The sequence below is a fragment of the Vibrio sp. Vb1127 genome (assembly GCF_033338735.1).
Lineage (GTDB): Bacteria > Pseudomonadota > Gammaproteobacteria > Enterobacterales > Vibrionaceae > Vibrio > Vibrio alginolyticus.
This window is the reverse complement of sequence record NZ_JAWOTF010000001.1, coordinates 608,257-632,012: the sequence shown is the minus strand read 5'-3', so window position 1 is coordinate 632,012 and position 23,756 is coordinate 608,257. Positions and strand designations below refer to the sequence as shown.

Here is a 23,756-nt window from a genome sequence, read left to right as displayed (position 1 = left end):
GTTCCAATGGACGATGCCAAGTGTGCAAACACTAGGAGTGCTGAGCAGGAGCTTGGAGCGGCAGGTGACCAGTTTTTACCCAAATGATCGTTTCTTGCTCTACAAAAGGAAAATGCTCACTCATATGTGGGCTTCGAATCCAAGAGAGAGCGGGATAGGTACCTAGCTCGTCTCTAAACTCTCCTGACAATACGAAAATTTCTTCACCACCAAAGTGACGGTGTGGTTGAAACTTCTTACCTTTTGGCCATTTAACCAATGCGACATGTTCGTGCTCAAAATTATGCAGCGGCATGACTTGCAACCCACCGACACCACTCTGCCAGCTCGCTTGGTTTGTATTAATGCGAACTGTTTCAAGATCCTCAGATTCGAACTGATTTAGTTTAACTAAAATCACACAGCCTTCTTTGCTAAATGGTGCGTGTTGACTTCCTGGAGGGTTACGAAGGTAAGTGCCGGCAGGATAGTCACCGTATTCGTCAGAGAATACCCCCTCGAGCACCAATATTTCTTCTCCTTGAGGGTGAGGATGAGTCGAAAACTGCGAATTTGGCTCGTACTTAACGACGCTGGTGGTATGCCCTGATTCTTTGGCTTCTCGTTCCAAAGGTTTGCGCCACACACCTTTGGAAGGGCTGGCGATCCACTCCTGTTGAGCAGTATCTATCACGATTCTTTTTGAAAAATCCATATTCAACATATTGAAATTCCGTTACTTATTTAATTACTAATTCTCATTAGTATACGTATAAAAAACATCAATTGATTCATTTGTTGATAGCCCAATTCATGGATTGAGTACGAACATGAAATCGGAGCCTAATTTAAATTTCTGCTTGTGTAATGAGAATTGTTATATTATAACATCGCAAAATTAAATGTTATAACATAACAAAAAGGAAATAGTAGTGAATAAGAAATTGGTGTCTCTCGTGATCGGTAGCATTTTTGCATCCCCTGTTTTTGCCGACACACTATCGAACCCACAGATTGGTGTTGTTGTTGATGGCTACTACCAAGATGGCCAACGTCATAATTCTGAGCGCGAAGAAGGCTTTGGTCTAGGCCATACGGAATTAAACTTCTCATCAAATATCGACGACAAGTTTTACGGCGCATTGACCGCGGTTCTTGAAAGTCATGGTGATGAGACAGAATTAGAGCTTGAAGAGGCATTCATCGAAACTTTGGCATTGCCATATGGTGTAAACGTGCGCGCTGGCCGATTCCTATCTGACTTTGGTTACCTGAACAACCAACACATGCACACCGATAGCTTTGTTGAGCGTCCAATTGCTTATCGTACTTTCCTTGGCTCGCACTACTACGATGATGGTGTACGTGCAAACATCGTGTTGCCAACCGACCTTTATGTAAAACTTGGTGTAGAAGCGCTCAGTGGTAGCAAAATGTCTTCTGTCGAAGATGGTTCTGAAGTTGGCGTGTACACCACGACGCTGAAGCTTGGTAGTGACTTCTCCGAATCTTCAAGTTGGCAGTTTGGTTTAAGTTACCTGCGTAACGAAAACGGCAAGGTTAAAGAATTCGAAGATCACGACCACGGTCATGAAGAAGAGCATGAGCACGATCACCATCATGGCGCAGCAGTGACAGGTGCGAACCTTTACGGTGCTGATTTTGTTTGGAAATGGGCACCAGACGGTAATTACAAATACAGCAACTTCACGCTATCGGCTGAATACATGCTGTTAGACGGTGTGGTAGATAGCAAATATAAAAACGATGCAGAGTCACCAGACAACTTAAGCGCTTACTATGTTTCGGGTGTTTATCGCTTCAACCCAAGCTGGTCAGCAGGTCTACGTTACGGCGAAGCAGAAAGCTACGATGGTCATGCACATGGCGACCACATGCATTTTACTGAGCTGAATGATAAAGAAATGGATGCGATGATCGCATGGGATTCTTCTCACTTCGGTACTATCCGTGCGCAATACACTCGCATTGATAACCAAGACAGTGAGACAGACAACGTGTTCACTCTGCAATACGTGATGACATTTGGAGCGCACGGTGCTCATGCGTTCTAAGCTGACATTAAATAAATGCAGTTTGGTGATGATGGCGGCAGGAGCTGCCATCATTGCTTCGCCTGCTTCGCCTGCTTCGGCTCTAAACATTTTCGTTTGTGAGCCAGAATGGAAAGCCTTTCTTGAAAGCCACGCGCCAGATGCCAGTATTTATTCAGCGACAACGGCTAAGCAAGACCCACATTACGTACAAGCTCGTCCTTCTTTGATTGCGAAGATGCGCCAAGCGGACATGGCAATGTGTTCGGGCGCAGAGCTAGAGGTGGGGTGGTTACCTATGCTGCAAGTTCGTAGCAGCAATGCGGCGGTGCAAAATGGTGCGCCGAGCATGATCTACGCGACGGACTTCGTGCGCATGTTAGATACTCATGCTCACGTTGACCGTAGCATGGGAGATATACACGCTCACGGTAACCCACATGTTCAATTTGCGGCAAATGACATGATTCCATTATCTCGTAAAGTCACGGAGCGCCTAAGAGCGATTGATCCCGACAACGCACAAAGTTACCAAGTGAATGGTATGAAGTTTCGTGCTCATTGGCGTAAAAAGCTTAAAGAATGGAATGAGAAAGGGGCTGCTTTAAAGGGTAAGCAAGTTGTCGGTTATCACGCGACGTATCGTTATTTGTACGATTGGCTCGGAATGAAGCAGATTGCCGATCTCGAACCTAAACCGGGCATTTCACCGACCACATCTCACCTGCAATCACTCACCAAGTTAAATGCCGACAGTTTTGATGCGATTGTTTACTCCTCTCATCAGGATCAGCGTCCAGCGAACTGGTTGCAAGATCATACTGACAAACCTGTGATTCAACTGCCATTGACCGTTTCTGAGGGTGAAAGCTTGGATGAGATGTACGATCAGGTCATTGATGATTTACTGGATGTGTTAGTGCCGCCCGTTACTGTGAGGATCTAAGTATGGCGGATTATGCATGGCTTTTACCTGCGGTTTTGTGTGGTTTAATTGCGTTGGTTGGCAACATCGTTCTGGGGCAACAAGTTCTTAATCGTCAGATCATCTTTATAGATTTGGCGGTGGCGCAAGTTGCGGCATTGGGGGCAGCACTAAGCCACTACTGGTTGAGCCAATACGCGCTGTTCTCAGGCTCATTCTTTGGCGAAATGATTGGCCCTTGGGTGATGTCTTTGATGCTTTGCGGTTTGATTGCCTTAATGGAGAAACGATACCAGCAACATTTAGAGCCCATGATTGGCAGCTTGTTTGTCGTGTCTGCATCGCTGGCGATCCTGCTGGTGAGCAAAGACCCACATGGCGGAGACTTTATTCAGGGCATTCTTAATGGGCAACTGTTATGGGCGACTTGGGCAGACGTTTGGCCTTTGGCACTTATTACCGCTGCGATGTTGCTATTAGTTTGGTTAAAACCTGCGTTTATGCGCGGTAGTGGTTTTTATCTGATCTTTGCTATTCTGATGCCCATTACGGTCAAGTTAACCGGCATTTATTTAGAATTTGCTTTGTTGGTGATTCCAGCTTTATGTGCGGCAGCATTGAAGGGAACTCGATTCTTTGTCGCCAGTATCAGCATTGGTATTGTTGGGATCTTATCGGGTATTGCCGCATCGGCTCGCTATGACTTACCGAGTGGTGCGAGTATTGTGATCACCCTGTTTATTGCTGGCATGTTGTTTAATCTCTTGCTTCAGCCTTTTCTGGTGAAAATAACAAAACCAGCTTTTGTAAGAGATTAAGAGACAAGTAATATTGGTCTGATGAAGTAGTATTTGAGTAATCAGACCAATACTTTTCTATCCAAGCCCTCCAATCGTGTAACTTTGCGCCTTCCAACACACTTTCTTACGTTGATCTTGCCATAGTCATCAAGTTGCCTTGATTAGTTCACATCCGACTCCCAGACTGTTTCTATAGTTTTTATAAGATATAAAAGACCCTGCGTATGAGAAGCGCAGCTGTAACGCGACTAGGCATAAAAACAAAAACGCTAGGGATACAAGCGAATTTGTAATCTCAACATTTAAGGAAGACCAAGATGAAACCGGAAAAAGTAGCAGTAGTCACTGGTGCGGCTCGTGGTATTGGCCAAGCGATTTGTGAACAATTACTGGAGGATGGATTCCACGTAATCGGGCTAGACATATCGCCCGTGGAATGGAGTCAGTCGGCGCAGCTAAGCAGTTATCAAGTCAACTTGTGTGATGCCGAAGCCGTAAGTGAAGTAGTAGAAAGTGTTGTAGAGCAGCACGGAAGAATCGATGCTCTGGTTAACAACGCGGGCATCACTCGAGATGCATTGTTGCCAGATATGTTAGAGCAAGACTGGGACAGCGTGATCGACGTGAACCTAAAAGCGGTGTTCTTACTCACCCAACGTGTTGCTCCTGTCATGCTAGAGCAGGGCACAGGCAGTATTGTTAGCATTTCTTCTATAGTGGGAACGGATGGTAATATCGGCCAGAGCAACTACGGCGCAAGTAAAGGCGGCGTCATCTCAATGAGCAAAGGCTGGGCGAAAGAACTTTCAAGAAAGGGTGCACAGATACGCGTCAACTGTGTCGCGCCAGGCTTTATCGCCACCGACATGACCAAGAACCTGCCAGAGAAAGTCATTCAAATGATGGAAGGCAAAACCCCATTAGGGCGCATGGGCTCAGTTCAAGATATTGCCAATGGCGTCTCTTTCCTAACCTCAGACAAGAGCGCCTACATCACAGGCCAAGTGCTCAAGATTGACGGTGGGTTGGTATTATAGCTCGTTAATCAAAACCCAAAATAAAAACGCCTTTTACTTATATGAAGGGCGTTTTTGTTTGAGGAACCCGACTTATGTGAGTACTACTAATAGAAAGCTTCGATTTCGCTTCGAGTTGATTTTTTGAAGCAAAAGGCCAATACGTTTGAATAGCGTCGGGCGTCTCCTCTTAAACACTGCATTCCCTAAAGCACAGTATTCCCAAAAGAAAAGCCCACCGAAAAGCGGGCTTTGCTCTCTTTTAGTAACGAGAAGAATAACTAGTAGCTCGCTTGAATGCTGACACCGCTATAGTTTGAGTAACCTTGAATCATGACGTGATAACGTCCACTTTGTGTCGCACTGACCGTACATGTTTCATTGTTACCGTATTTGAAAGGTCGGCAGTCCCATGCATTCAGTGCTGGTTTTGCTCCAAAACGGAGATACAAATCCGCATCACCACTTCCACCATACATTTGTACGGTTAAACGCTGCCCAGCTTCTACATCAACATAGTAATACGCTACTTGACCAGTTGAACCACTTAAACCACTTACTGGCACGCCCGAGGTTAATTTGCCTTCTGGGTCCGGTGTTGGGTCTGGGCCACCGCAGTCTTGGCCACAATCTGCATCCGTTAAGCTATAAAGTAGCTTGTTCACGCTGCCTCTTGTGTCCGTCACTTTTCCGCTAGTTGCGCGGCTAACGATCAAGGCCTCTACTTGGCTTGGAGACAGTGAACGGTTTTCTTGAAGATACAATGCTGCTACACCCGCCACATGTGGCGTCGCCATCGAAGTGCCACTAATGGTTTTGTAGCCACCGTCATACCATGCAGATTTGATTTGTGAACCTGGCGCAAATACATCCACACAACTGCCCCAGTTTGAAAAACTCGAACGTGCGTCCGTGCTGGTGGTCGAGCCGACAGTTACTCCGGAAGCAACGCGTGCTGGAGAATAGTTACACGCATCGGCGTTGGAGTTACCTGCTGCTAGCATAAAGCTGACACCTGACTGAACCGCACTTTGCACCGCACTATCCAGAGCGACGGATTGACCGCCGCCTAAACTCATGTTGGCGACTGAAGGTCCGGAAGCGTTCGCAGCCACCCAGTCCACACCGGCAATAACACCAGAAGTAGAACCCGATCCGGTACAGCTCAATACTCTCACGCCGACAAGGTTGACGTTTTTCGCAACACCATACAAGCTGCCGCCAATGGTGCCAGCTACGTGTGTGCCGTGTCCATTACAGTCACTTGCATCTGCATCGTTATCGACAAAGTCATACCCTGAAACTGAGCGACCACCGAACTCAACATGCGCGTTATTCACACCAGTATCGATGACATAAGCCGTTACCCCAGTCCCATCAAAGTTGGCACTGTAGTTGTTATCGAGTGGCAAGTTTCGTTGGTCGATTCGGTCTAGTCCCCAAATGGCATTGGTTTGATTTGCGTCTGCCGAGACTATTGGGTCAAGCGATAGGATTCTGTCTTGCTCAATGTAGTCCACACGAGGATCAGAACGCAGATCTTTTAGTTGCTCAGGACTCAAGTTAGCGACAAATCCACTTATCGAGTGGTCAAAAACCGACTCCACTTTTACCGAATACAAACCAGACATGCGGTCTACGGATTGTTGCGTGAATTGCTCGAATTCCGTTGAGTTGCTCGCCATCATTTGCGGTTGTTGAAATACCACTATGTAGCGATCTGCAATGGCGATCTCGTCCGGTGCGAGCATTAATGTGGCTGGTAATATGTCCGGAGCTTGTTGTAACTCTGTACTGTCCACAATCTCATTGGATTGCGAAAAAGCGAGAGAAGAATGAAAACAGAGCGCGGAGGTGATACAACAACTTAGTAGTTTCTTTAACATAAAATGTTCCTTGAAATCATAGTCTTGTTGATTTTTACCTAGTACCAAACTGTCAACACGAAAACACAGACAATCAGCGTAGTACGTGCTGAAGTGACGTTACACAAGTCAAACTAGACAATGAGCAATTATATGCATAACTGATAATAATTCGCATACTCAGAAACATGATCAATAACCAAGCTTTATTGAAATTGAAATGCAAAGATTCATTTAGACTTAGAGCAAAATCCCTAAAATAGAATAATTCTACACACCTGGCATATTGCCTGTTATATGACCTCATCTTACCGATAATTTACGCAATAAAAACCTAACTATCCTTTCATTGGTCACAACTCAAATCGGTTGATAGATGTTAATATAGCCACCTGATTTCTGATGTTTTTTAACTCATGGTTACTATCCAAGTTCAATGTCGTTTCTGTAATAAAACAGAGCCCGTTCGTGAACATGGAAAAGGGCATTCTGGCTCTCCTCGCTCCAGATGTATCGAGTGTCGAAAGAGCTTTAACTCGATTACGTTTACGAAGCCCGCAAGCCAGATGTAAAAGAAAAAACTGTTGATATGTCAATGAATAGCTCTGGCGTTAGGGAAACAGTACAAGTGTTGAATGTCGCATACAACACAGTATTGAGTACTTTAAAAAATCTCGCCAAGGTAAGTAACCTCAATGCCTTTCGATAAAGCAAATATAAGACTAATTTGTAAACTTGAAAGGCTAGCTGTATTGGTTGAGGAATATGAGGAAAACACTTCCCCATTTAAGAACTGAAACACACTTTTGCCCCTTTTCGTGTTAGCACGGAAACTGTCCTGCTACCAGACTTGTGTTTCAATAGTGCCTTGTAGTATCGAAAACACTTACCATAAACTCTAGAGATTTATGTACTATACCACCTACTGGAAGCTTGATGGGTGGTATTGACGTGAACTTATCTCAAATTGATCTGAATTTGCTCTTTGTTTTAAAGCACTTGCTCGAAGAAAAGCATGTATCTAACACCGCTATGGCTTTAAATATGAGCCAGTCTGCGGTAAGTCGAGCACTGCAAAAAATGAGAGTTTTCTTTAATGACGAATTACTGGTGCGCAAGAAATACGGCTATGAACTGACTCCAAAAGCAGAGTCAGTAAGGCAAGACATCAATAATGTGATTACCAGTTTAGAAAAACTTGCCCATAGAGACTCGTTTGATCCGAGCACTGTATCAAGCACCGTTAAGGTTTACGGCCTTCTTCCTCAGATTAATACCTTAATGCCTAAGGTTATCGCTAAGATTCGGCAAGAGGCTCCAAACCTTAAGGTCAGTTTGGACTCAGCACCAAAACGTCATTTTGATGCGTTGGTGGCTGGAGATGTTCATTTCGCACTTTCCTCTCATCAACCGCCAAGCTCTGAGCAAAATATCTATCGAATGGTTGTTGCTAAGCGCACTTTCCGTTTGCTTATGAACCGCTATCATCCACTGGCCGATTTAGAGCTAACTCCAGAGCGTTTGGCCGAATTTGACTTTGGACAAGTCTCTTTGCAGGGTGAGAAGCGATTGTCGTTTGAGCATAAATACCAAGAGCTAGGGCTAGCGAACAAAAAAAAGCGTTTATCAGCACCAGTTCAACTGAATAACTTTAGTTCTGCTCCAAGTATCGCTGCGGAGACTGAGATTATATTTCATCTACCAACACCTTTTGCAGAAGCAGCTTGTCAAGACCCTCGTTTGATCGTTCGAGAAGTACCTGCCGAGTTACAGTTGGACTTTCAAGAAGTCTTCCTATATTGGCACAAACGCTTTAACGATGATCCTATGTGTGAATGGGTACGAGAGATCTTTAAACAGCTCTATGTTGGAACCGATACTTTAGCTTAAATGCTTATATCGGGTAATTCGTGTTTAACTATTCGTATATTGGATAGTGATATTCTCTTTTCTCGATAGTGATTAACTTGTCAGTGATTATGATAATCAGGTTTAATTGATAATAATTATTAAATGCAATTACATTTTAAGCCTATTCAATATGAAGCCTCTTTTCACATACTCTCTATTTTCTACATCAGTTGTTTCTGCTTGTATTACTGTACCTATGGTCGTTGTTGCAAATGACCAGTTACCTGAGACTGGTATCAATACAACAGCAATGGAAACCGTAGTGGTTACAGCCTCTGGTTACGAACAGAATGTCACAGAAGCGCCAGCAACAATAAGTGTTCTCACCCGAGAGCAACTTGAAAATCGCTCATATAAAGATTTGACTGATGCTTTAAGTGATATACCTGGGGTAACCGTTACAGGAGGTGGTGATGGCCAAGATATCTCAATTCGAGGTATGCCTGCTCAATATACGGCCATTCTTGTTGATGGCAGGAAGCAGTCTGGTCGAGAAACTCAAACTAATGGTAGTACGTTTACTGAACAAGACTGGCTTCCCCCGTTGAGTGCAATTGAACGTATTGAAGTTGTACGTGGCCCTATGTCAACCCTTTATGGGTCTGATGCTTTGGGGGGGGTGATTAATATTATTACGCGTAAAAATTATCAAGAGTGGCACGGAAGCTTGCGTGCAGAAACGACGCTTCAAGAAAATTCAAAATCTGGAAATAGCTATCAAGGGCAGCTTTACCTTGCTGGCCCTGTCATTGATGGTCTGTTGAGTACTTCTTTGACTGGACTGTATCAGGAAAGAAAAGAAGATGAAATTGAAGGTGGTTATGCAGGTAAGACACTCGACAACTATCGAGCTTCTTTGTACCTCACACCTACCTCGGATGACACTTTTACTCTGGAGTTCACCAATCATAACCAAGAGCGAGAGACCACTCTAGGTAAATCAGTGGAGCGAGAGTCTCAAGTTGCAGTACGAGAATATGAACGCCAATCTATTGGTTTTAGCCACGACGGAAACTACTCTTGGGGTACAAGTTCTTCATTTATCAGTAATGAAACAGTAAAAAATATCGGTGCAGATAAAGAAGTCGAGAATAGTCAAATTAATACGCAATGGGGTCTGCCTCTTAATGCTCACTACTTAACACTGGGCGCATCTTTCGAGCAAAAGGATCTGACTGATAATAAACTGTCATTGACCTCTAAAAACAAGCAATGGGCAGTATTTGCTGAGGACGAGTGGTATCTCACGGATACATTCGCTCTCACCCTTGGTTTACGTTACGACGACAATGAGATCTTTGACGGGCAATTTAGCCCAAGAGCTTACGGGGTCTGGTCTATTGACCCTAGTTGGACGCTAAAAGGTGGTGTGTCTACGGGTTATCGAGCACCTAGTTTGACACAAATGGACGAAGAGTGGGTTCAAGAGAGCTGTAGAGGGCGTTGTTCTATTTACGGTAATCCAGACTTAACAGCAGAAACCTCCATCAATACAGAGATGGGACTGTATTACGTTAATGAGCGAGACCTTTCTGCAAACATTACTTTGTTTTACAGTGACTTCAAAGACAAGATCGAAAGTGAGTTTGTCGATCCGACGTGTACTGATAGCAGAAGTTGCGACCGCACTTACGTCAACATTGATGATGCGAACAGCTATGGTGCAGAAAGTTCCGTATCTAAGGGTATTACAGAGTCAATTACACTAAGTGCAACCTACTCGTATACTCGTAGTGAAAAGAACACTAATGACGATGATGATGGCTTGCCTCTTGTACAAGCACCTGAACATATCTTCTCACTTAATGGTGATTGGACAGTGCGTGATGATGTTGCTTCATGGGCCCGCATGAACTATCAAGGCAAAGAGAAAAACAACATCACTAGTGATAGCACAAGAACGTTGGCACCTTCTATTACTTACGTAGATCTCGGTGTGAACTGGCGTGTAACTAAGAATGTGAAGTTAATGGCAGCGGTTTATAACTTGTTCGATGAGCAAATCACAGAGGAAGAGTTTGGCTACATTGAAGATGGCCGACGCTACTGGTTAGCTGCTGAAGCGACTTTCTAATCTACTTACTTTTTTAAGCGAATAACAAAACAATGAATACGAAAATTAAGTCTGCGATGACCTCTCTGCTACTTATGCCCTTTGTCTGTTTGGCTGGGGAGTTCAATGTAGAGAAGGATATCTTGTTCAAAACTGTAGGTGAAAGAGAGATTAAACTCGATCTTTATACTCCTTCGGTTGAATCAAATACTCAGTACCCGTTATTAGTCTGGGTACATGGTGGTGCATGGAAACGTGGGAGCAAAGACGCCATCCCAGAAAAGAACCCATTATTACTTCAGTCTGTGTTGAATGAAGGTTATGCGCTAGCTTCAGTTGATTATCGTTTAAGTGGAGAAGCGATCTTTCCTCAACCAGTACAAGACATTAATGATGCACTGAACTATTTGTACGACAATGCTGAAAAGCTCGGTATTAAAGCGGACAATGTTGTGATAATGGGACGCTCTGCTGGCGGGCACCTCGCTGGCTTTATTGGTGCGACTAACTCGGCATACAACCAAGTAGATTTCTATGAGCCACCAAAGTACAAGGTCTCAGCCGTAGTAAGCTTTTTTGGTCCTACCGATTTACTTGAGTTAAGTAATAAAGGTGGCAAGAAAACCAGCAAAAAATCGTCTGTATCTCGTTTCTTAGGAGATATTCCAAACAATATTCCAAAGCTTGCCAAGAAAGCATCAACGACGAGTTATGTGAATGAAAATACTCCACCATATATACAGTTACACGGCACCTTGGATAAGCGAGTGCCTCTATCTCAAAGTGAGATACTTAAGGCTAAGCTTGATGAGCATGGAGTTACCAACCAACTTTTCATTGAAGAAGGTGTAGGACACAGTGCACCTGTCTTTGATACCGAGAAGTACGTTACTCATGTTTTGGACTTCTTAAATAAACACTTTCCGAACTAACGCTCTAGTCAATATAAGGCTTAAAAGTTCAAGGGGAAATACTGAGCCAACTGTGATTACAGTTGGCTTTTTCATGTATCTCTATTGGGCATTTTATCATTCTGATTAATGGGAGCGGCTGGCTCATTTTCAGGCAGTGGTTGAATAAATCTATGGCTACTTTAGGGTATGTATTCTAACGTACTTCTGTCCAAAAAAGTGTTTCGTTAGCTTGAATTAGAACAACAAAGCGCTCTTCACAGAAAATGAAGGTCGTTTATCTCGTCTTAACAGCCTTTCAAGTTGTTTGAAATGAGGTATCGAGATCCGCTTCGCTCTTAGTTACGTTCAACCTTAGCTGCTACTTTTCATCAATAAATAGAGATGAGTTACCATCAAGTAGCATAGGGAAGCGAGGGAGTATTCTCTCAAATGAACACTAAACCCCTTCTTTGTGGCCTGTCACCTTCAAACTACTTCCTCTAGCGCTAACAATTAATTCAAATGTGCGCTGGTTAATGATTTTTCTGTAAGTAACACAATTGAACGTGATAGAAGTAACAAAATCACCTCTTTGCGGTAACGTTCCCGAAAAGTTTATATATTATCGCCCTCATTGATATAAGTAGTAGAGACGCTCTGAGTACGAGCGCTCTGAAATTCAGGCTTTAGATGGACATTTAAAGTCACCATAAGTTTGCGATTTTTCTTGGGAACGTTTGCAATATGCCTAAGTATAAATTTACGTGAGACTATGGAAATGAAACTACACACTTTGACGATGGCAGTAGCGCTTGGACTGGTTACTGCACCTGCATTCGCAGCAACAGATGTTGACGCTCTTGAAAAGCGAATTAATGAATTAGAACAGAGACTTGAGCAGACAGAAAAAGCATCCACAGAAGCAAATGAGAAAGCCTCAAGCTTTGAGTTTCATGGCTACGCTCGTTCCGGGCTACTGATTAATGACGATCTGAATGGTGCAGTGGGTACTGGTCCTTACATGACGGCAGCTGGTGCTATTGGCGCTCCAGTTGGGCGATTAGGGGTAGAGGATGATCATTATGTGGAAGCAAACCTTATTCACAAACGTTTTGCAGATGATGGTTCCAGCGCATTGTTCCGAATCATGTTGGCAGATAGTACGGAAACCAATAACGAATGGACGGCGAGCGAGAGTCAATTAAACGTTCGTCAGGTATATGCTGAGCTAAACAAGTTGAGCATGTTCTCTGAATCAAGTGCGTTTGCTGACGCGACGTTTTGGGCTGGTAAACGATTTGACCGTGATAACTTTGACATTCACTTCTTTGACTCGGATATTGTTTTCTTATCTGGCACTGGTGCTGGTGTGTATGACGTCCAAATGAGCGAATCATGGAAAGCAAACTTCTCGATCTATGGTCGTGATTTTGGTGAGATTGATAGCTCGTCAACGGATGTTGAAAACTATATCGCGACAATGAACAACCGCTTCGGTAATTGGCAATTGATGCTGAGCGGCATGACGTCAGCTGATAACAATGATCGCGTAGAAGGAGCAGCGGACAAAGGTTTACATGCGATGTTTGCTTACCATGGCGATAACTTCTTTGGCATGAGTGAAGGCTTCTCTAAAACCGGTATTTTGATGGGTGATGGATTGGGTGCGGAACTTAAAGGCATCGGTTCAAACGGAGATTTGTTAGAAGACGCAAAAGCCGTACGCTTGTTCAGCTATGGTGTAACACGCATCGGCGACAACTGGCGTGTAGCACCTGCGTTGCTAGCAGAACACAGCCAAGATCGCTTTGCTGAAAATGATGAATTTACGTGGGCATCGTTCAACATCCGCTTAGCGCAAGAGTTTACGCAGAACTTTGAGATGGTTTATGAAGGCTCATACCAATACATGGACCTAGACAATGCGATTGATAACGCAAGTGGCAGTTTTTACAAAGCGACAATTGCACCAACGCTTAAGATGTCTACCGCTGCAGGTTTCTTTGACCGTCCGGAGCTACGTTTTGCAGTTAGCTACGTTGATTGGAGCGAAGACTTGAATGGCTACTCGATTAGCCAGGATGCGGGTGCTGCAACGATGGGTGATGGTGGTGAAGTTCTGTTTGCACTGCAAATGGAAACTTGGTTCTAAAGGGACCTAACCTACAAAGAGTAATAAGAAAAGCGCCAACTGATTTCAGTTGGCGCTTTTTCATTAACAGGACTGACGCTCAATAGTTTTGAAGGTTAGTACCATCTTACTCATTTCAAAACTTCTGTTGGCAATTCTATCTAGTAACAGTTTCGCACCATTTTCCCCTGCTTTATCAAATGCATAGTTAAATGTTGATAAGGTTGGGGTGCACACTGATGCGAGCTCATCATCACCAACGCCTAGCACTAAAACGTCTTTACCCGGTGTTAACCCGAGCTCTTGAATCGCTCTCATCGCACCGATAGCAATACGGTCTGTCGCACAGAACAAGCCATCTAGCTTAGGGTTCTTTGTTAAGTGTTGTTTTGCCAATGAATAGCCAGAATCGATGGTAAAGTCACCACGAGCATGGAAGGCGAGCTCAAAACCATGATGCTGTAGCGCTTGAACAAATCCTTCAGAGCGTTGCTTATCTACCGCGATATCGTCACCTTGCACACCAATAAAACCCATGGTTTGGCAACCTTTTGCAACCAGTCTATTTCCTGCTTCAAACCCTACTCGTGCGTCATCATGAATGATGCTTGGAATATTAAACATGGAACCATCTTGACCGACGAGCACAACTGGAACGGCTGAGTTTTGAATTGCTTTTACCAGCTTGGAATCGAGGTGGGTGGCGTAAAGAATGATCCCTTCAACCCGTTTTTGGTTAAAGATCTGAATGTATTCCAGTTCTTTTTCGTGGGCTTGGTGAGTGCTAGCAAGTAAGACATGTTTCCCTGCTTTTTCAAGGACATCGGTTAATCCATCGACACCTTGGGATGTGGCATGAGAGGAAACCCGAGGAACAATGACACCAACCAGATTGGTCTTTTGAGATTTTAGATCTTTAGCGACTTGGTTTGGCACATAGCCACACTCCGCTACTGCTTGGCGGACTTTCAGTTTTGTCGCTTCTTTTACGCCATATTCATCGTTTATAACCCGTGACACTGTTGATTTTGATACGCCAGCCAGACGGGCGACATCATGCAGACTCGCCATTGTTCCTATCCATTCTGTTTTTCGTTTTTGGGATTGTTTGCAAAGAGAAGATGAAAAGCTCTTTGATAAGTAGCGATTCTAACCTCCTATACTGCTCTTAGGGAGAGAATTTGACGATCATTCTCACATTCTCTCTGCTTTATCTTTGATCATTTGGTTTTATTGAGCAAAAATCTGCCTTGCAAACGTTCCCGAAAATTTCGCAAGCTCAGATAATAATCCAATGGGGTATGAAATGAATTATCCGGCAGTAGCAAAAGAGTTGTTAACTCTATTAGGTGGTAAAAGCAACATCACCGCACTTGCGCATTGTGCGACACGCTTACGCCTTACCGTTGCAGATGAGCAAAAAATAGATGAACAAGCGATTGATAGCCTTGAAGGAGTAAAAGGGCAGTTCAAAGTTGCGGGTCAGTACCAAATCATTTTTGGATCTGGCATCGTAAACCAAGTTTATGCAGAAATGGCGAAGTTGACGGGGATGAGTGAAATGTCCACCAACGACGTTGCGTCTGCTGGCGCAGAGAAACAAAACATTGTTCAGCGCGCGGTGAAAGGGCTGTCTGATATTTTCGTTCCAATCATTCCAGCAATCGTCGCTGGTGGTTTGTTGATGGGTATCTATAACCTATTGACTGCTCAAGGCTTGTTCATTGATGGCAAATCTTTTATTGATGCCAACCCAGGACTGACAGACTTGGCGAACATGATCAACACGTTTGCGAACGCGCCGTTTGTTTACCTGCCTATTCTGCTGGCATTTTCAGCCAGTAAGAAGTTTGGCGGTAACCCATATTTAGGGGCGGCGCTAGGTATGTTGATGGTTCACCCTGACTTGCTGAATGGTTGGGGATTCGGCGGCGCATCTGTGTCTGGCAACATTCCGGTTTGGAATATTCTTGGCTTTGAAATCCAAAAAGTGGGTTACCAAGGTTCGGTGTTACCGGTTTTGGTATCGGCATTCATTCTTGCGAAGGTTGAGCTAGGCTTACGTAAAGTCATACCTTCTGTTTTAGACAACCTTTTAACGCCATTACTGGCGATTTTCATAGCGGGTTTGCTGACGTTTACTGTCGTCGGTCCGTTCACGCGTGATATCGGTTTCCTATTGGGTGATGGTCTGAACTGGCTATACAACACTGCTGGCTTTGTTGGTGGTGCGGTATTTGGTCTTATTTATGCTCCGTTTGTTATTACTGGTATGCATCACAGCTTCATTGCGATTGAAACTCAACTTCTTGCGGATATTGCGACGACGGGCGGCACCTTTATCTTTCCTATTGCGGCGATGTCTAACGTTTCTCAAGGAGCGGCAGCGTTGGCGGTGGGCGTGATGAGCAAAGATAAGAAGATGAAAGGTATTGCGATTCCATCTGGTGTTACGGGTTTGCTGGGTATTACAGAACCGGCTATGTTTGGTGTTAACTTAAAACTACGTTACCCATTTATTGCGGCAGTTTGCGCTGCGGCGTTATCAAGTGCGTTCATCACAATGTTTAATGTGAAAGCTCAGGCATTGGGGGCAGCTGGTCTTCCAGGCATCATTTCCATTACGCCAGAGAAGATTGGGTACTACATCGCGGGTATGGTGATCGCGTTCTTGACCGCATTTGTTCTCACCATTGTTCTTGGTATGCGTGACCGCGCTAAAGTTGGTAGAAAAGCAGCGGCTTAATCTGAACTCCTTAAGGGTGGAGTCCCCCAAAATCCACTTCTTTTCCTAAATGTTTGGGGTGCTAGCCAAGCACTAATGGCTTGGCTAGCCTTTTTCAATTTTTACTTGGTAGTGAAGGTGTTCAACACGTTGGACTATCAGGGCTTTAATTTCAAGGTAAGCAAGATGAATCAAGTGTGGGTAACTGGTGATGCAGTTGTCGATCTAATACCGGAATCTGAGACTTCTTTACTCAAATGTCCCGGTGGTGCACCAGCGAATGTCGCCGTAGCAATTGCTCGTCTATCTGGTAAGAGTGCGTTTTTTGGACGTGTAGGTGATGACCCATTTGGTCGCTTCATGCAATCAACGCTCGATCAAGAGGGCGTGAGCACGGAGTTTCTCGTTAAAGATCCTGAGCAAAGAACATCAACAGTGGTGGTGGATTTAGACGAGCAAGGTGAGCGCAGCTTTACGTTTATGGTAAAACCGAGCGCTGATCAGTTTATGTCTGTTGAAGACATCCCAAACTTTAAGCAAGGTGACTGGCTACACGTTTGCTCAATTTCACTGGCAAATGAGCCAAGTAGAAGCAGCACATTTGAGGCGATCAAAAGAGCAAAAGCCGCTGGTGGTTTCATTAGCTTTGACCCTAACTTGCGTGAGGAAGTGTGGCAAGATCAATCAGAAATCCAAGCTGTCGTGATGAAGGCTGTAGCGATGGCCGATGTGGTTAAGTTCTCTGAAGAAGAGCTTTTGTTCTTAACTGACTCAACATCGATGGCGCAAGGTTTACAACAAATAGCCTCTTTGAATATTGCTTTGGTCTTGGTGACACAAGGTGCGAAAGGTGTTTGGCGCGTCTTTGAAAGTCAGAGTGAACTGATCACAGGTCAAGTCGTTAGTCCGATTGATACCACAGGTGCGGGTGATGCGTTTGTCGGAGGGCTACTGGCATGCCTGTCTAGGTATGACGATTGGAAAAATCATCCTGTTGTTAGCTCTGCGATTCAATGGGCAAATGGCTGTGGTGCATTAGCGACGACGCAAAAAGGCGCAATGACCGCGCTTCCGACCCAGACAGAATTACTGCAATTTATTGGGCAATGATCTTCAGATCCAATTTCAGTTGAGAAAAATTATGAGCTTAGACAACCGTTGGACTGTAGAGCAAAGATATCGCCGACTTGAGCAAATCCCTCAGTGTGATATCGAAGAAATGACACTTTTACGTCAGCAAGATAAAGGCTTTCCTAGTTTTCATATCGCCCCTAGATTTGGGCTGTTAAATGACCCAAATGGGTTGTGCTACTTCAATGGTGAGCACCACATCTTTTACCAGTGGACGCCTGTGGGACCAGTTCATGGAATGAAGTATTGGTACCACCTTTCTACTAAAGACTTCATCCATTTTAAAGATCATGGTGTTGGTCTTCATCCTGACCAAGACTACGATTCACATGGTGTCTATTCGGGCGGCGCTTTGGTGGAAAACAACAAGGCTTTACTGTTTTTTACTGGCAACAAGCGTGACCAAAACTGGAATCGAATCCCAACACAGTGTTTTGCCACCATGGATTCAAACGGCAACATTGAAAAGCACGGTGTAGTCATTGAGAACGAACATTACACGGAGCACTTTCGTGATCCAAAAGTTTGGAAGAAAGGCGACGACTATTTGATGGTGGTGGGTGCTCAAACCAAAAACGAGCATGGTTCAATGGCGCTCTATCAAAGCAAAGATTTGAAAACGTGGCAGCATAAAGGTCCTATCAAGACCAAGTTTTCTGACCTTGGGTACATGTGGGAGTGTCCTGATTTCTTTGAGATTAATGGTCAATCGGTGATGCTGTTTTCTCCACAGGGCGTGAGCAGTAATAATCCTTATGATTTCAAAAACATATATTCTGTTGCGTATATCGTGGGTGATCAGTTGAACCTAGAGTCGATGATTTTAGAAAACCACCAAGATATTTTGCAGCCAGATTATGGGTTTGATTTCTACGCCCCACAAACCTATTTAGATGAGAATGGGCGTCGCATTCTTATTGCATGGATAGGGTTGCCAGAAATCGACACACCATCGGTCACACACCAGTGGGCAGGAATGTTGTCTCTTCCTAGAGAACTAACGTTGAAAGATGGTTTTCTTGTTCAAGCTCCGCTCCCTGAGCTGAAGAGTTTAAGAAAAGAAGAGGTGGTCTTTGCACAATCCCATGCACTGGAAAGCACAAGTTGTTTGATCCAATTAGACCTTGAGGGCGATGGCTTTGAACTTGAGCTGAGTAACCTCAAAGGTGACAACATCGTCTTTAGTGCGACAGAGCACGAGTTTATGTTGGACCGTCGTCACATGTCTCATTTGTACGCAGAAGAATTTGGTGGTATTCGAAAAGCACCAAGATTGGACGCTAAGCAGACGATTGATATATATATCGACAATTCTGTCATCGAGATTTTCATTAATGATGGCAAACACACGATGACCAGTCGTTTCTTTATTGATGACCTTAGTAAAGTAACGTTGATAGGGTTGGAACAAGCAAGGCTTTTCCCTTTGAAAGGTATAACTGGTTTGTTTGAATCAGCTAAGTAACGGTTTCGAATACATTAAAACGCCCTTCATTGATTTAGTGAAGGGCGTTTTTCTTTCTGACTATCTAACTTAACTGCCTATCACGCACGTAAGTTGTTTGAACTAAGGTATCCAGAACAACTTCATTCTTGGTGACTTTGAAGTTTAGCGGTTGTTCTAAATCCCCAAATAGTGGCGCGCCGCCGAGTGTCGCTTACTCATCGTTGGCATCTCGAACCTAGTTCACATTATCGCGACGTTTTTACTTATAGCGTGAAAGAAAATCCCATAACCAAAGGTTCTAACTAAAAGAGATTGCAGGACTTTTATTTAGCGAATTCGACCTAATATCTTGAGTATGCCTAATCGCAGTTGGCGAAGAGGTGATGTTAATAATGCTTGCTGGCGCGTAAGACCCGTCAGTTTGAAGATGCATTCAAACACAATAAGGGAAAACAATGGCTAACGAATACATTCCACCAAAAGTTTGGACAAACGATAATGAAAACGGCGGTCAGTGGGCGAGCATCAACCGTCCGGATTCTGGCGCACGTCATGAGCAAGAGCTTCCAGTTGGTGAGCACCCATTCCAACTTTACTCAATGGGTACCCCAAATGGTCAGAAAGTGACGATCATGTTTGAAGAGCTTTTGGCGGCTGGCGTAACGGCAGCAGAATACGATGCGTACCTGATTAAGATTGGCGATGGTGACCAGTTTGGCTCTGGCTTTGTAGCTGTTAACCCAAACTCAAAAATTCCGGCATTGGTTGACCGTTCGGGTTCTGAGCCAGTGAACGTGTTTGAATCTGGCAACATCTTGTTTTATCTAGCAGAGAAATTTGATCATTTCTTACCAAAAGAAGGCGCTAAGCGTGCTGAGGTAATGAACTGGTTATTCTGGCTGCAAGGTTCTGCGCCATATCTAGGCGGTGGTTTTGGTCACTTCTACGCGTACGCACCAGAGAAGTTCGAGTACCCAATCAACCGCTTTACAATGGAAGCAAAACGTCAGTTAGATGTATTAGACAAGCGTCTTGCGAACAATGAATTCCTAGGTGGCGATGAGTACAGCATCGCTGATATCGCAACATGGCCATGGTACGGCAACCTTGTGTTGGGTCGTGCTTACGATGCGGCTGAATTCTTAGACGTAGAAAGCTACAAAAACGTTGTGCGTTGGGCAAAAGTAATTGATGAGCGTGAAGCGGTAAAACGTGGTCGAATTGTGAACCGTTCATGGGGTGAAGAATGGGAGCAGTTACCTGAGCGCCACAGCGCAGAAGATATTGATAAAGTATTGAAACTTAAACCATAAGCAATCTTGGCCTAGCTACGTCAAATGAGTTTAGTTTTATCTATGCTTATACAGTGACCTTAATCAAATCTATAGCGCATCATATACGGTGCGCTATTTTTATTCTCATTTAGTCTCGAAATGCTAATTTATATCACCTCTTGAAGAGCATTTAGTTCGTAGATGAATCTTTAATGTATTTATATATTATGATGCAAAACAAAGCTCATATTTCCATGTTAAATATGGACTGGTTATGCTGATTTCTAATAATTAAATTATTTAAAAATTATAAACTGATTTTATATCCATTATAAATAAAATTAATGATAATTAATATTTGACATAACCACTAAATTTGTGTGGAATATGCGGGTTGATTTTTTTGATGAAATAAAATTAATTTCTAATACTTTTATTTATGACAAGCTTAGCTTTTAGCGATGTTTAATTATTAATGCTTATATCATGAAAGAGGATATGTATGATGTCGTCGTTTGAGTCGTACTGGGTTGGGATACGTCAAAGAATAGCTACACAAACCCAAGGTAACCGCAGTTTAAAGTCTCTAGTCATTAAAAAGCAGCGTGTGAACTTAAATAACAGTGGGTTATCCTTTCGCGCTAAGTCCGGATGCCTTATCCCTCACTGTTATACCAAGTTCTCTGATGAGATAAACTTAAAAACATCGAAAAAATCGTCTCTTAGTTTTAAGAAAGGAAATCTGTATTTTTCTCCGATTTAATAATAAATGAAATTTACATAAATTATAATCTGAGGTTTTTAAATTTATCGATAATTAATTACGATTTTATGATTCGTTTTCAATATGTTTTCTTGGTAAGTAATTAACTGGACTTATTGTTGGTTGTTTTTGTTGTTTCCTATTTAGATATGGATAAAAGCTCAACTACTTTTCCTATACCAACTTACTCCCTGAATTGACTTGTGCGCTTTTTCTCTCCTCTCAAAAAACATAGCGTTACGGAATTATTTTCGCTCCTGTTTCATTCTTCAAGACGAAAGCTCTACCTACCTCTCATTATTTTCGACAAACATTGAGTAAAAGTAACCAATCGTAACAAGGTGGCTGTAACTGAGCGCCGTTTCAATATACTCGCTTTTTAACTAGGTAATCCCGCGCTTTGAATTCATTCGGGTACCGTTTGTAAGCCTTAAATGCTACTAAGATAAGATGTCATGATGAGAAAAAGTACTATATTACACACAGTGTTAATTACAGGGTTCGCTGCTGTATCCTCGTTGGCTTATGCTGCGCCTTCAGTTGTGCCAAATGCGCCAGAACTCAGTTCTCGTGGTTATGTTTTGATGGACTTCCATACGGGGAAAGTACTGGTTGAACGTGATGCCCACAAACGTTTAAACCCTGCGAGTTTAACGAAGTTGATGACTGCTTATGTAGCTGGTCAAGAAATTAATACAGGCAATATTACGTTGAATGATGAGGTTGTCATCAGCCGAAATGCTTGGGCAAAAAATTTCCCAGATTCTTCAAAAATGTTTATTGAAGTCAATACTTCCGTTTCTTTGTCTGACTTATACCGTGGTCTGATTGTTCAATCTGGTAACGATGCCAGTGTCGCTATTGCTGAGCATGTTGCGGGAAGTGAACCAGGGTTTGTGAGTTTGATGAATAGTTGGGCCGCCAAGCTTGAATTGTCTAACACGGCATTCACCAACCCTCACGGCCTAGACAGTGACGGTTTATATTCGACACCTTATGATATTGCCAAGTTGGGCCAAGCGATTATTCGTGACTTACCTGATATCTATCCGCTGTATAGCGAAACCTCGTTTACTTACAATGGCATCACTCAATACAACCGTAATGGCTTGCTTCGTGATCGTAGTATGAATGTCGATGGCATGAAAACTGGTTATACAAGCGGCGCGGGTTATAGTCTAGCGACTTCTGCAACACAAGGTGATATGCGTTTGATTGCTGTAGTGATGGGAGCGAAGAGTGAGAATGTTCGTGAATCAGAAAGCAAGCAGCTGTTGAGTTATGGCTTCCGCTTTTACGATACGGTAATGCCGACTGAGGCGGGTGCGGAACTTGCGAAAGCTCGAGTTTGGATGGGCGAAAAAGACGAGCTTACTGTTGGCGTAGCTAACGATGTTTATCTCACTTTGCCAAAAGGAGATGTAAAAAAGCTGCAAGCGGAAGTTGAATACAACGGTGATTTAGTTGCGCCAATTTCTGAGCAACAAGTGGTTGGTAAAGTGCTTTACAAAGTCGAAGGTAAGGTCGTAAATGAAGCCGAGCTCGTTGCATTGGAGTCCGTGGAGGAAGGCAGTTTATTCAAGCGAATTTTAGACTGGTTTAAGCAATTGGTCGCTAGCTGGTTCTAAACAGTAGCGAACTTCTGTCTATATCACTCTATCTTGTTAATTTTCTATTAAATCAGTTTACTAAGGCGACCAACGTGGTCGCCTTACGTTTTTGGAATACTCGTTGCGTTAAAACGCAGGCCTTCTTGTAAGGGTGTGTTTTTACCTGACCAAGAGCGTTTTGTGTTTTTGGGTGCGAGAGAAAAGAAACTAGAACAAGAATGGAGTGACACGTGCACAAGATTTTATCTTTGACATTGATTTTATCGCTCATGGGCTGCGCTATGCCTTACCAGCAGGAGGTCGATAGCGGCCAATGTGTTGGAGTCATGACCTCTCAGGATGCATATGGTTATTTAAACCCAAACCATTACACAATGCAGGTACTCGCGCTGAAGCAAGAAAAAGATGTGAAAGATTATATTCGCTATATCGATCCTAAGCATCCGGTTTGGGTTAACTGGAAAAACAGCCGAGGCACGCGTTGGTATACGGTAACTGTTGGTGATTTTAAAACGAAACAGGATGCCTACAATGCGCTTTCTTCATTACCAAGCCGTGTAAAGCAGTCATCCCCGTTTGTGCTGACTTTTGCGGAAATGCAGCGTAAGCAACAAACGAGTGTTGTGAGAATGCGTTAACCAACAAAAAACGGAAGCGATGGCTTCCGTTTTTGTATTTAGGAGTAAGCTTAAAGCGCCGCTAAAATCGTTTCTGCTTTGCTTGCTTCAAACTTTTTTGGCTCTTCAACGTTAAGCTTAGCCACTGTGCCGTTTTCAATGATCATCGCGTAACGTTGTGAGCGAATACCACCAAAGCCGCCTGTATCCATTTCAAGACCCAATGCTTTAGTAAAGCTAGCGTCGCCATCACCCAACATCAGAATCTCAGAAGCGTTTTGAGCTTCGCCCCACGCTTGCATCACAAATGCATCGTTTACAGAAACGCACGCAATTAAATCAACACCTTTTGCCTTTAGCTCATCAGCTAATACCACATAGCCTGGTAGATGAGCTTCTGAACAGGTAGGGGTGAATGCGCCAGGTACAGCAAAGAGTACGACTTTCTTGTTCGCAAACAGTTCTGTAACGTCGTGGTTAACCATACCATCGGCAGTCAACTCACTTAGAGTTGCAACTGGTAGAGCTTGGCCTTGTTGAATCATGATTCTATTCCTTTTTG

18 protein-coding genes and 2 pseudogenes are annotated in these 23,756 nt (G+C 43.6%); 15 read left to right on the top strand and 5 right to left on the bottom strand.

Annotated features, from left to right (window positions below; all coding sequences use genetic code 11):
- Positions 1 to 31: 31 nt before the first annotated feature.
- Complete coding sequence (locus R7H07_RS02725; protein WP_025767962.1) at positions 32 to 703, bottom strand: cupin domain-containing protein; 672 nt, start codon at positions 701 to 703, stop codon at positions 32 to 34.
- Positions 704 to 911: 208 nt separating this feature from the next.
- On the opposite strand from R7H07_RS02725, the gene R7H07_RS02720 reads away from it, so the two are divergent.
- From R7H07_RS02720 to fabG, 4 genes are all read left to right on the top strand, one after another.
- Complete coding sequence (locus tag R7H07_RS02720) at positions 912 to 2,054, top strand: hypothetical protein (protein WP_017633595.1); 1,143 nt, start codon at positions 912 to 914, stop codon at positions 2,052 to 2,054.
- Positions 2,044 to 2,979, top strand: a complete 936-nt coding sequence (locus R7H07_RS02715) for a metal ABC transporter solute-binding protein, Zn/Mn family (RefSeq protein WP_206958735.1) — start codon at positions 2,044 to 2,046, stop codon at positions 2,977 to 2,979. Before R7H07_RS02720 ends, R7H07_RS02715 begins: the two co-directional genes overlap by 11 nt.
- 2 nt (positions 2,980 to 2,981) lie before the next feature.
- Positions 2,982 to 3,776: a metal ABC transporter permease gene (locus tag R7H07_RS02710; protein ID WP_005373725.1), complete on the top strand. Its 795-nt coding sequence runs from the start codon at positions 2,982 to 2,984 to the stop codon at positions 3,774 to 3,776.
- A gap of 299 nt (positions 3,777 to 4,075) precedes the next feature.
- A complete protein-coding gene (fabG, locus tag R7H07_RS02705) occupies positions 4,076 to 4,795 on the top strand; it encodes a 3-oxoacyl-ACP reductase FabG (protein ID WP_017633598.1) in 720 nt (239 codons plus the stop codon).
- A 260-nt stretch (positions 4,796 to 5,055) separates the two neighbouring features.
- On the opposite strand, the gene R7H07_RS02700 is transcribed toward fabG, so the two are convergent.
- Positions 5,056 to 6,660, bottom strand: coding sequence for a S8 family peptidase (locus R7H07_RS02700; protein ID WP_053307214.1), 1,605 nt, complete (start codon positions 6,658 to 6,660; stop codon positions 5,056 to 5,058).
- Between the two features lie 395 nt (positions 6,661 to 7,055).
- Between R7H07_RS02700 and R7H07_RS02695 the strand changes: the two are divergent.
- The 5 genes and pseudogenes from R7H07_RS02695 to R7H07_RS02675 form a co-directional block, all read left to right on the top strand.
- Positions 7,056 to 7,379 (top strand): annotated as a pseudogene (locus R7H07_RS02695) (transposase); the annotation flags it as partial.
- Positions 7,380 to 7,575: 196 nt separating this feature from the next.
- Positions 7,576 to 8,529, top strand: coding sequence for a LysR family transcriptional regulator (locus R7H07_RS02690; RefSeq protein ID WP_218955748.1), 954 nt, complete (start codon positions 7,576 to 7,578; stop codon positions 8,527 to 8,529).
- Between the two features lie 151 nt (positions 8,530 to 8,680).
- Complete coding sequence (locus R7H07_RS02685; RefSeq protein WP_104980464.1) at positions 8,681 to 10,624, top strand: TonB-dependent receptor domain-containing protein; 1,944 nt, start codon at positions 8,681 to 8,683, stop codon at positions 10,622 to 10,624.
- 32 nt (positions 10,625 to 10,656) lie between these two features.
- Positions 10,657 to 11,535 carry an alpha/beta hydrolase gene (locus tag R7H07_RS02680; RefSeq protein WP_017819845.1) on the top strand — a complete coding sequence of 293 codons (879 nt, stop codon included), beginning with the start codon at positions 10,657 to 10,659 and terminating at the stop codon, positions 11,533 to 11,535.
- A 739-nt stretch (positions 11,536 to 12,274) separates the two neighbouring features.
- Complete coding sequence (locus R7H07_RS02675; RefSeq protein WP_206959054.1) at positions 12,275 to 13,648, top strand: carbohydrate porin; 1,374 nt, start codon at positions 12,275 to 12,277, stop codon at positions 13,646 to 13,648.
- 63 nt (positions 13,649 to 13,711) lie between these two features.
- Here the strand turns inward: R7H07_RS02675 and R7H07_RS02670 are convergent, their stop codons facing one another.
- A complete protein-coding gene (locus R7H07_RS02670) occupies positions 13,712 to 14,698 on the bottom strand; it encodes a LacI family DNA-binding transcriptional regulator (RefSeq protein WP_017633789.1) in 987 nt (328 codons plus the stop codon).
- Between the two features lie 235 nt (positions 14,699 to 14,933).
- Between R7H07_RS02670 and R7H07_RS02665 the strand changes: the two genes are divergently transcribed.
- From R7H07_RS02665 to R7H07_RS02655, 3 genes are all read left to right on the top strand, one after another.
- Positions 14,934 to 16,373, top strand: coding sequence for a sucrose-specific PTS transporter subunit IIBC (locus R7H07_RS02665; RefSeq protein ID WP_206958736.1), 1,440 nt, complete (start codon positions 14,934 to 14,936; stop codon positions 16,371 to 16,373).
- Positions 16,374 to 16,538: 165 nt separating this feature from the next.
- Positions 16,539 to 17,462, top strand: a complete 924-nt coding sequence (locus R7H07_RS02660) for an aminoimidazole riboside kinase (RefSeq protein WP_206958737.1) — start codon at positions 16,539 to 16,541, stop codon at positions 17,460 to 17,462.
- 31 nt (positions 17,463 to 17,493) lie between these two features.
- Positions 17,494 to 18,948: a sucrose-6-phosphate hydrolase gene (locus R7H07_RS02655; RefSeq protein WP_206958738.1), complete on the top strand. Its 1,455-nt coding sequence runs from the start codon at positions 17,494 to 17,496 to the stop codon at positions 18,946 to 18,948.
- A gap of 64 nt (positions 18,949 to 19,012) precedes the next feature.
- On the opposite strand, the pseudogene R7H07_RS02650 reads toward R7H07_RS02655, so the two are convergent.
- Positions 19,013 to 19,132: pseudogene (locus R7H07_RS02650) on the bottom strand (dihydrofolate reductase); the annotation flags it as partial.
- A gap of 253 nt (positions 19,133 to 19,385) precedes the next feature.
- Between R7H07_RS02650 and yghU the strand changes: the two are divergent.
- From yghU to R7H07_RS02635, 3 genes are all read left to right on the top strand, one after another.
- Positions 19,386 to 20,243, top strand: coding sequence for a glutathione-dependent disulfide-bond oxidoreductase (gene yghU / locus R7H07_RS02645; protein WP_005373705.1), 858 nt, complete (start codon positions 19,386 to 19,388; stop codon positions 20,241 to 20,243).
- Positions 20,244 to 21,425: 1,182 nt separating this feature from the next.
- Positions 21,426 to 22,595 (top strand): D-alanyl-D-alanine carboxypeptidase family protein, encoded by a 1,170-nt coding sequence (locus tag R7H07_RS02640; protein ID WP_206959055.1) that lies wholly within the window; start codon positions 21,426 to 21,428, stop codon positions 22,593 to 22,595.
- Between the two features lie 212 nt (positions 22,596 to 22,807).
- On the top strand, positions 22,808 to 23,215 hold the full coding sequence (locus R7H07_RS02635) for an SPOR domain-containing protein (protein ID WP_005373701.1): 408 nt from the start codon (positions 22,808 to 22,810) through the stop codon (positions 23,213 to 23,215).
- Between the two features lie 50 nt (positions 23,216 to 23,265).
- Here the strand turns inward: R7H07_RS02635 and R7H07_RS02630 are convergent, their stop codons facing one another.
- A complete protein-coding gene (locus R7H07_RS02630; RefSeq protein ID WP_206958739.1) occupies positions 23,266 to 23,739 on the bottom strand; it encodes a peroxiredoxin in 474 nt (157 codons plus the stop codon).
- Positions 23,740 to 23,756 lie beyond the last annotated feature (17 nt).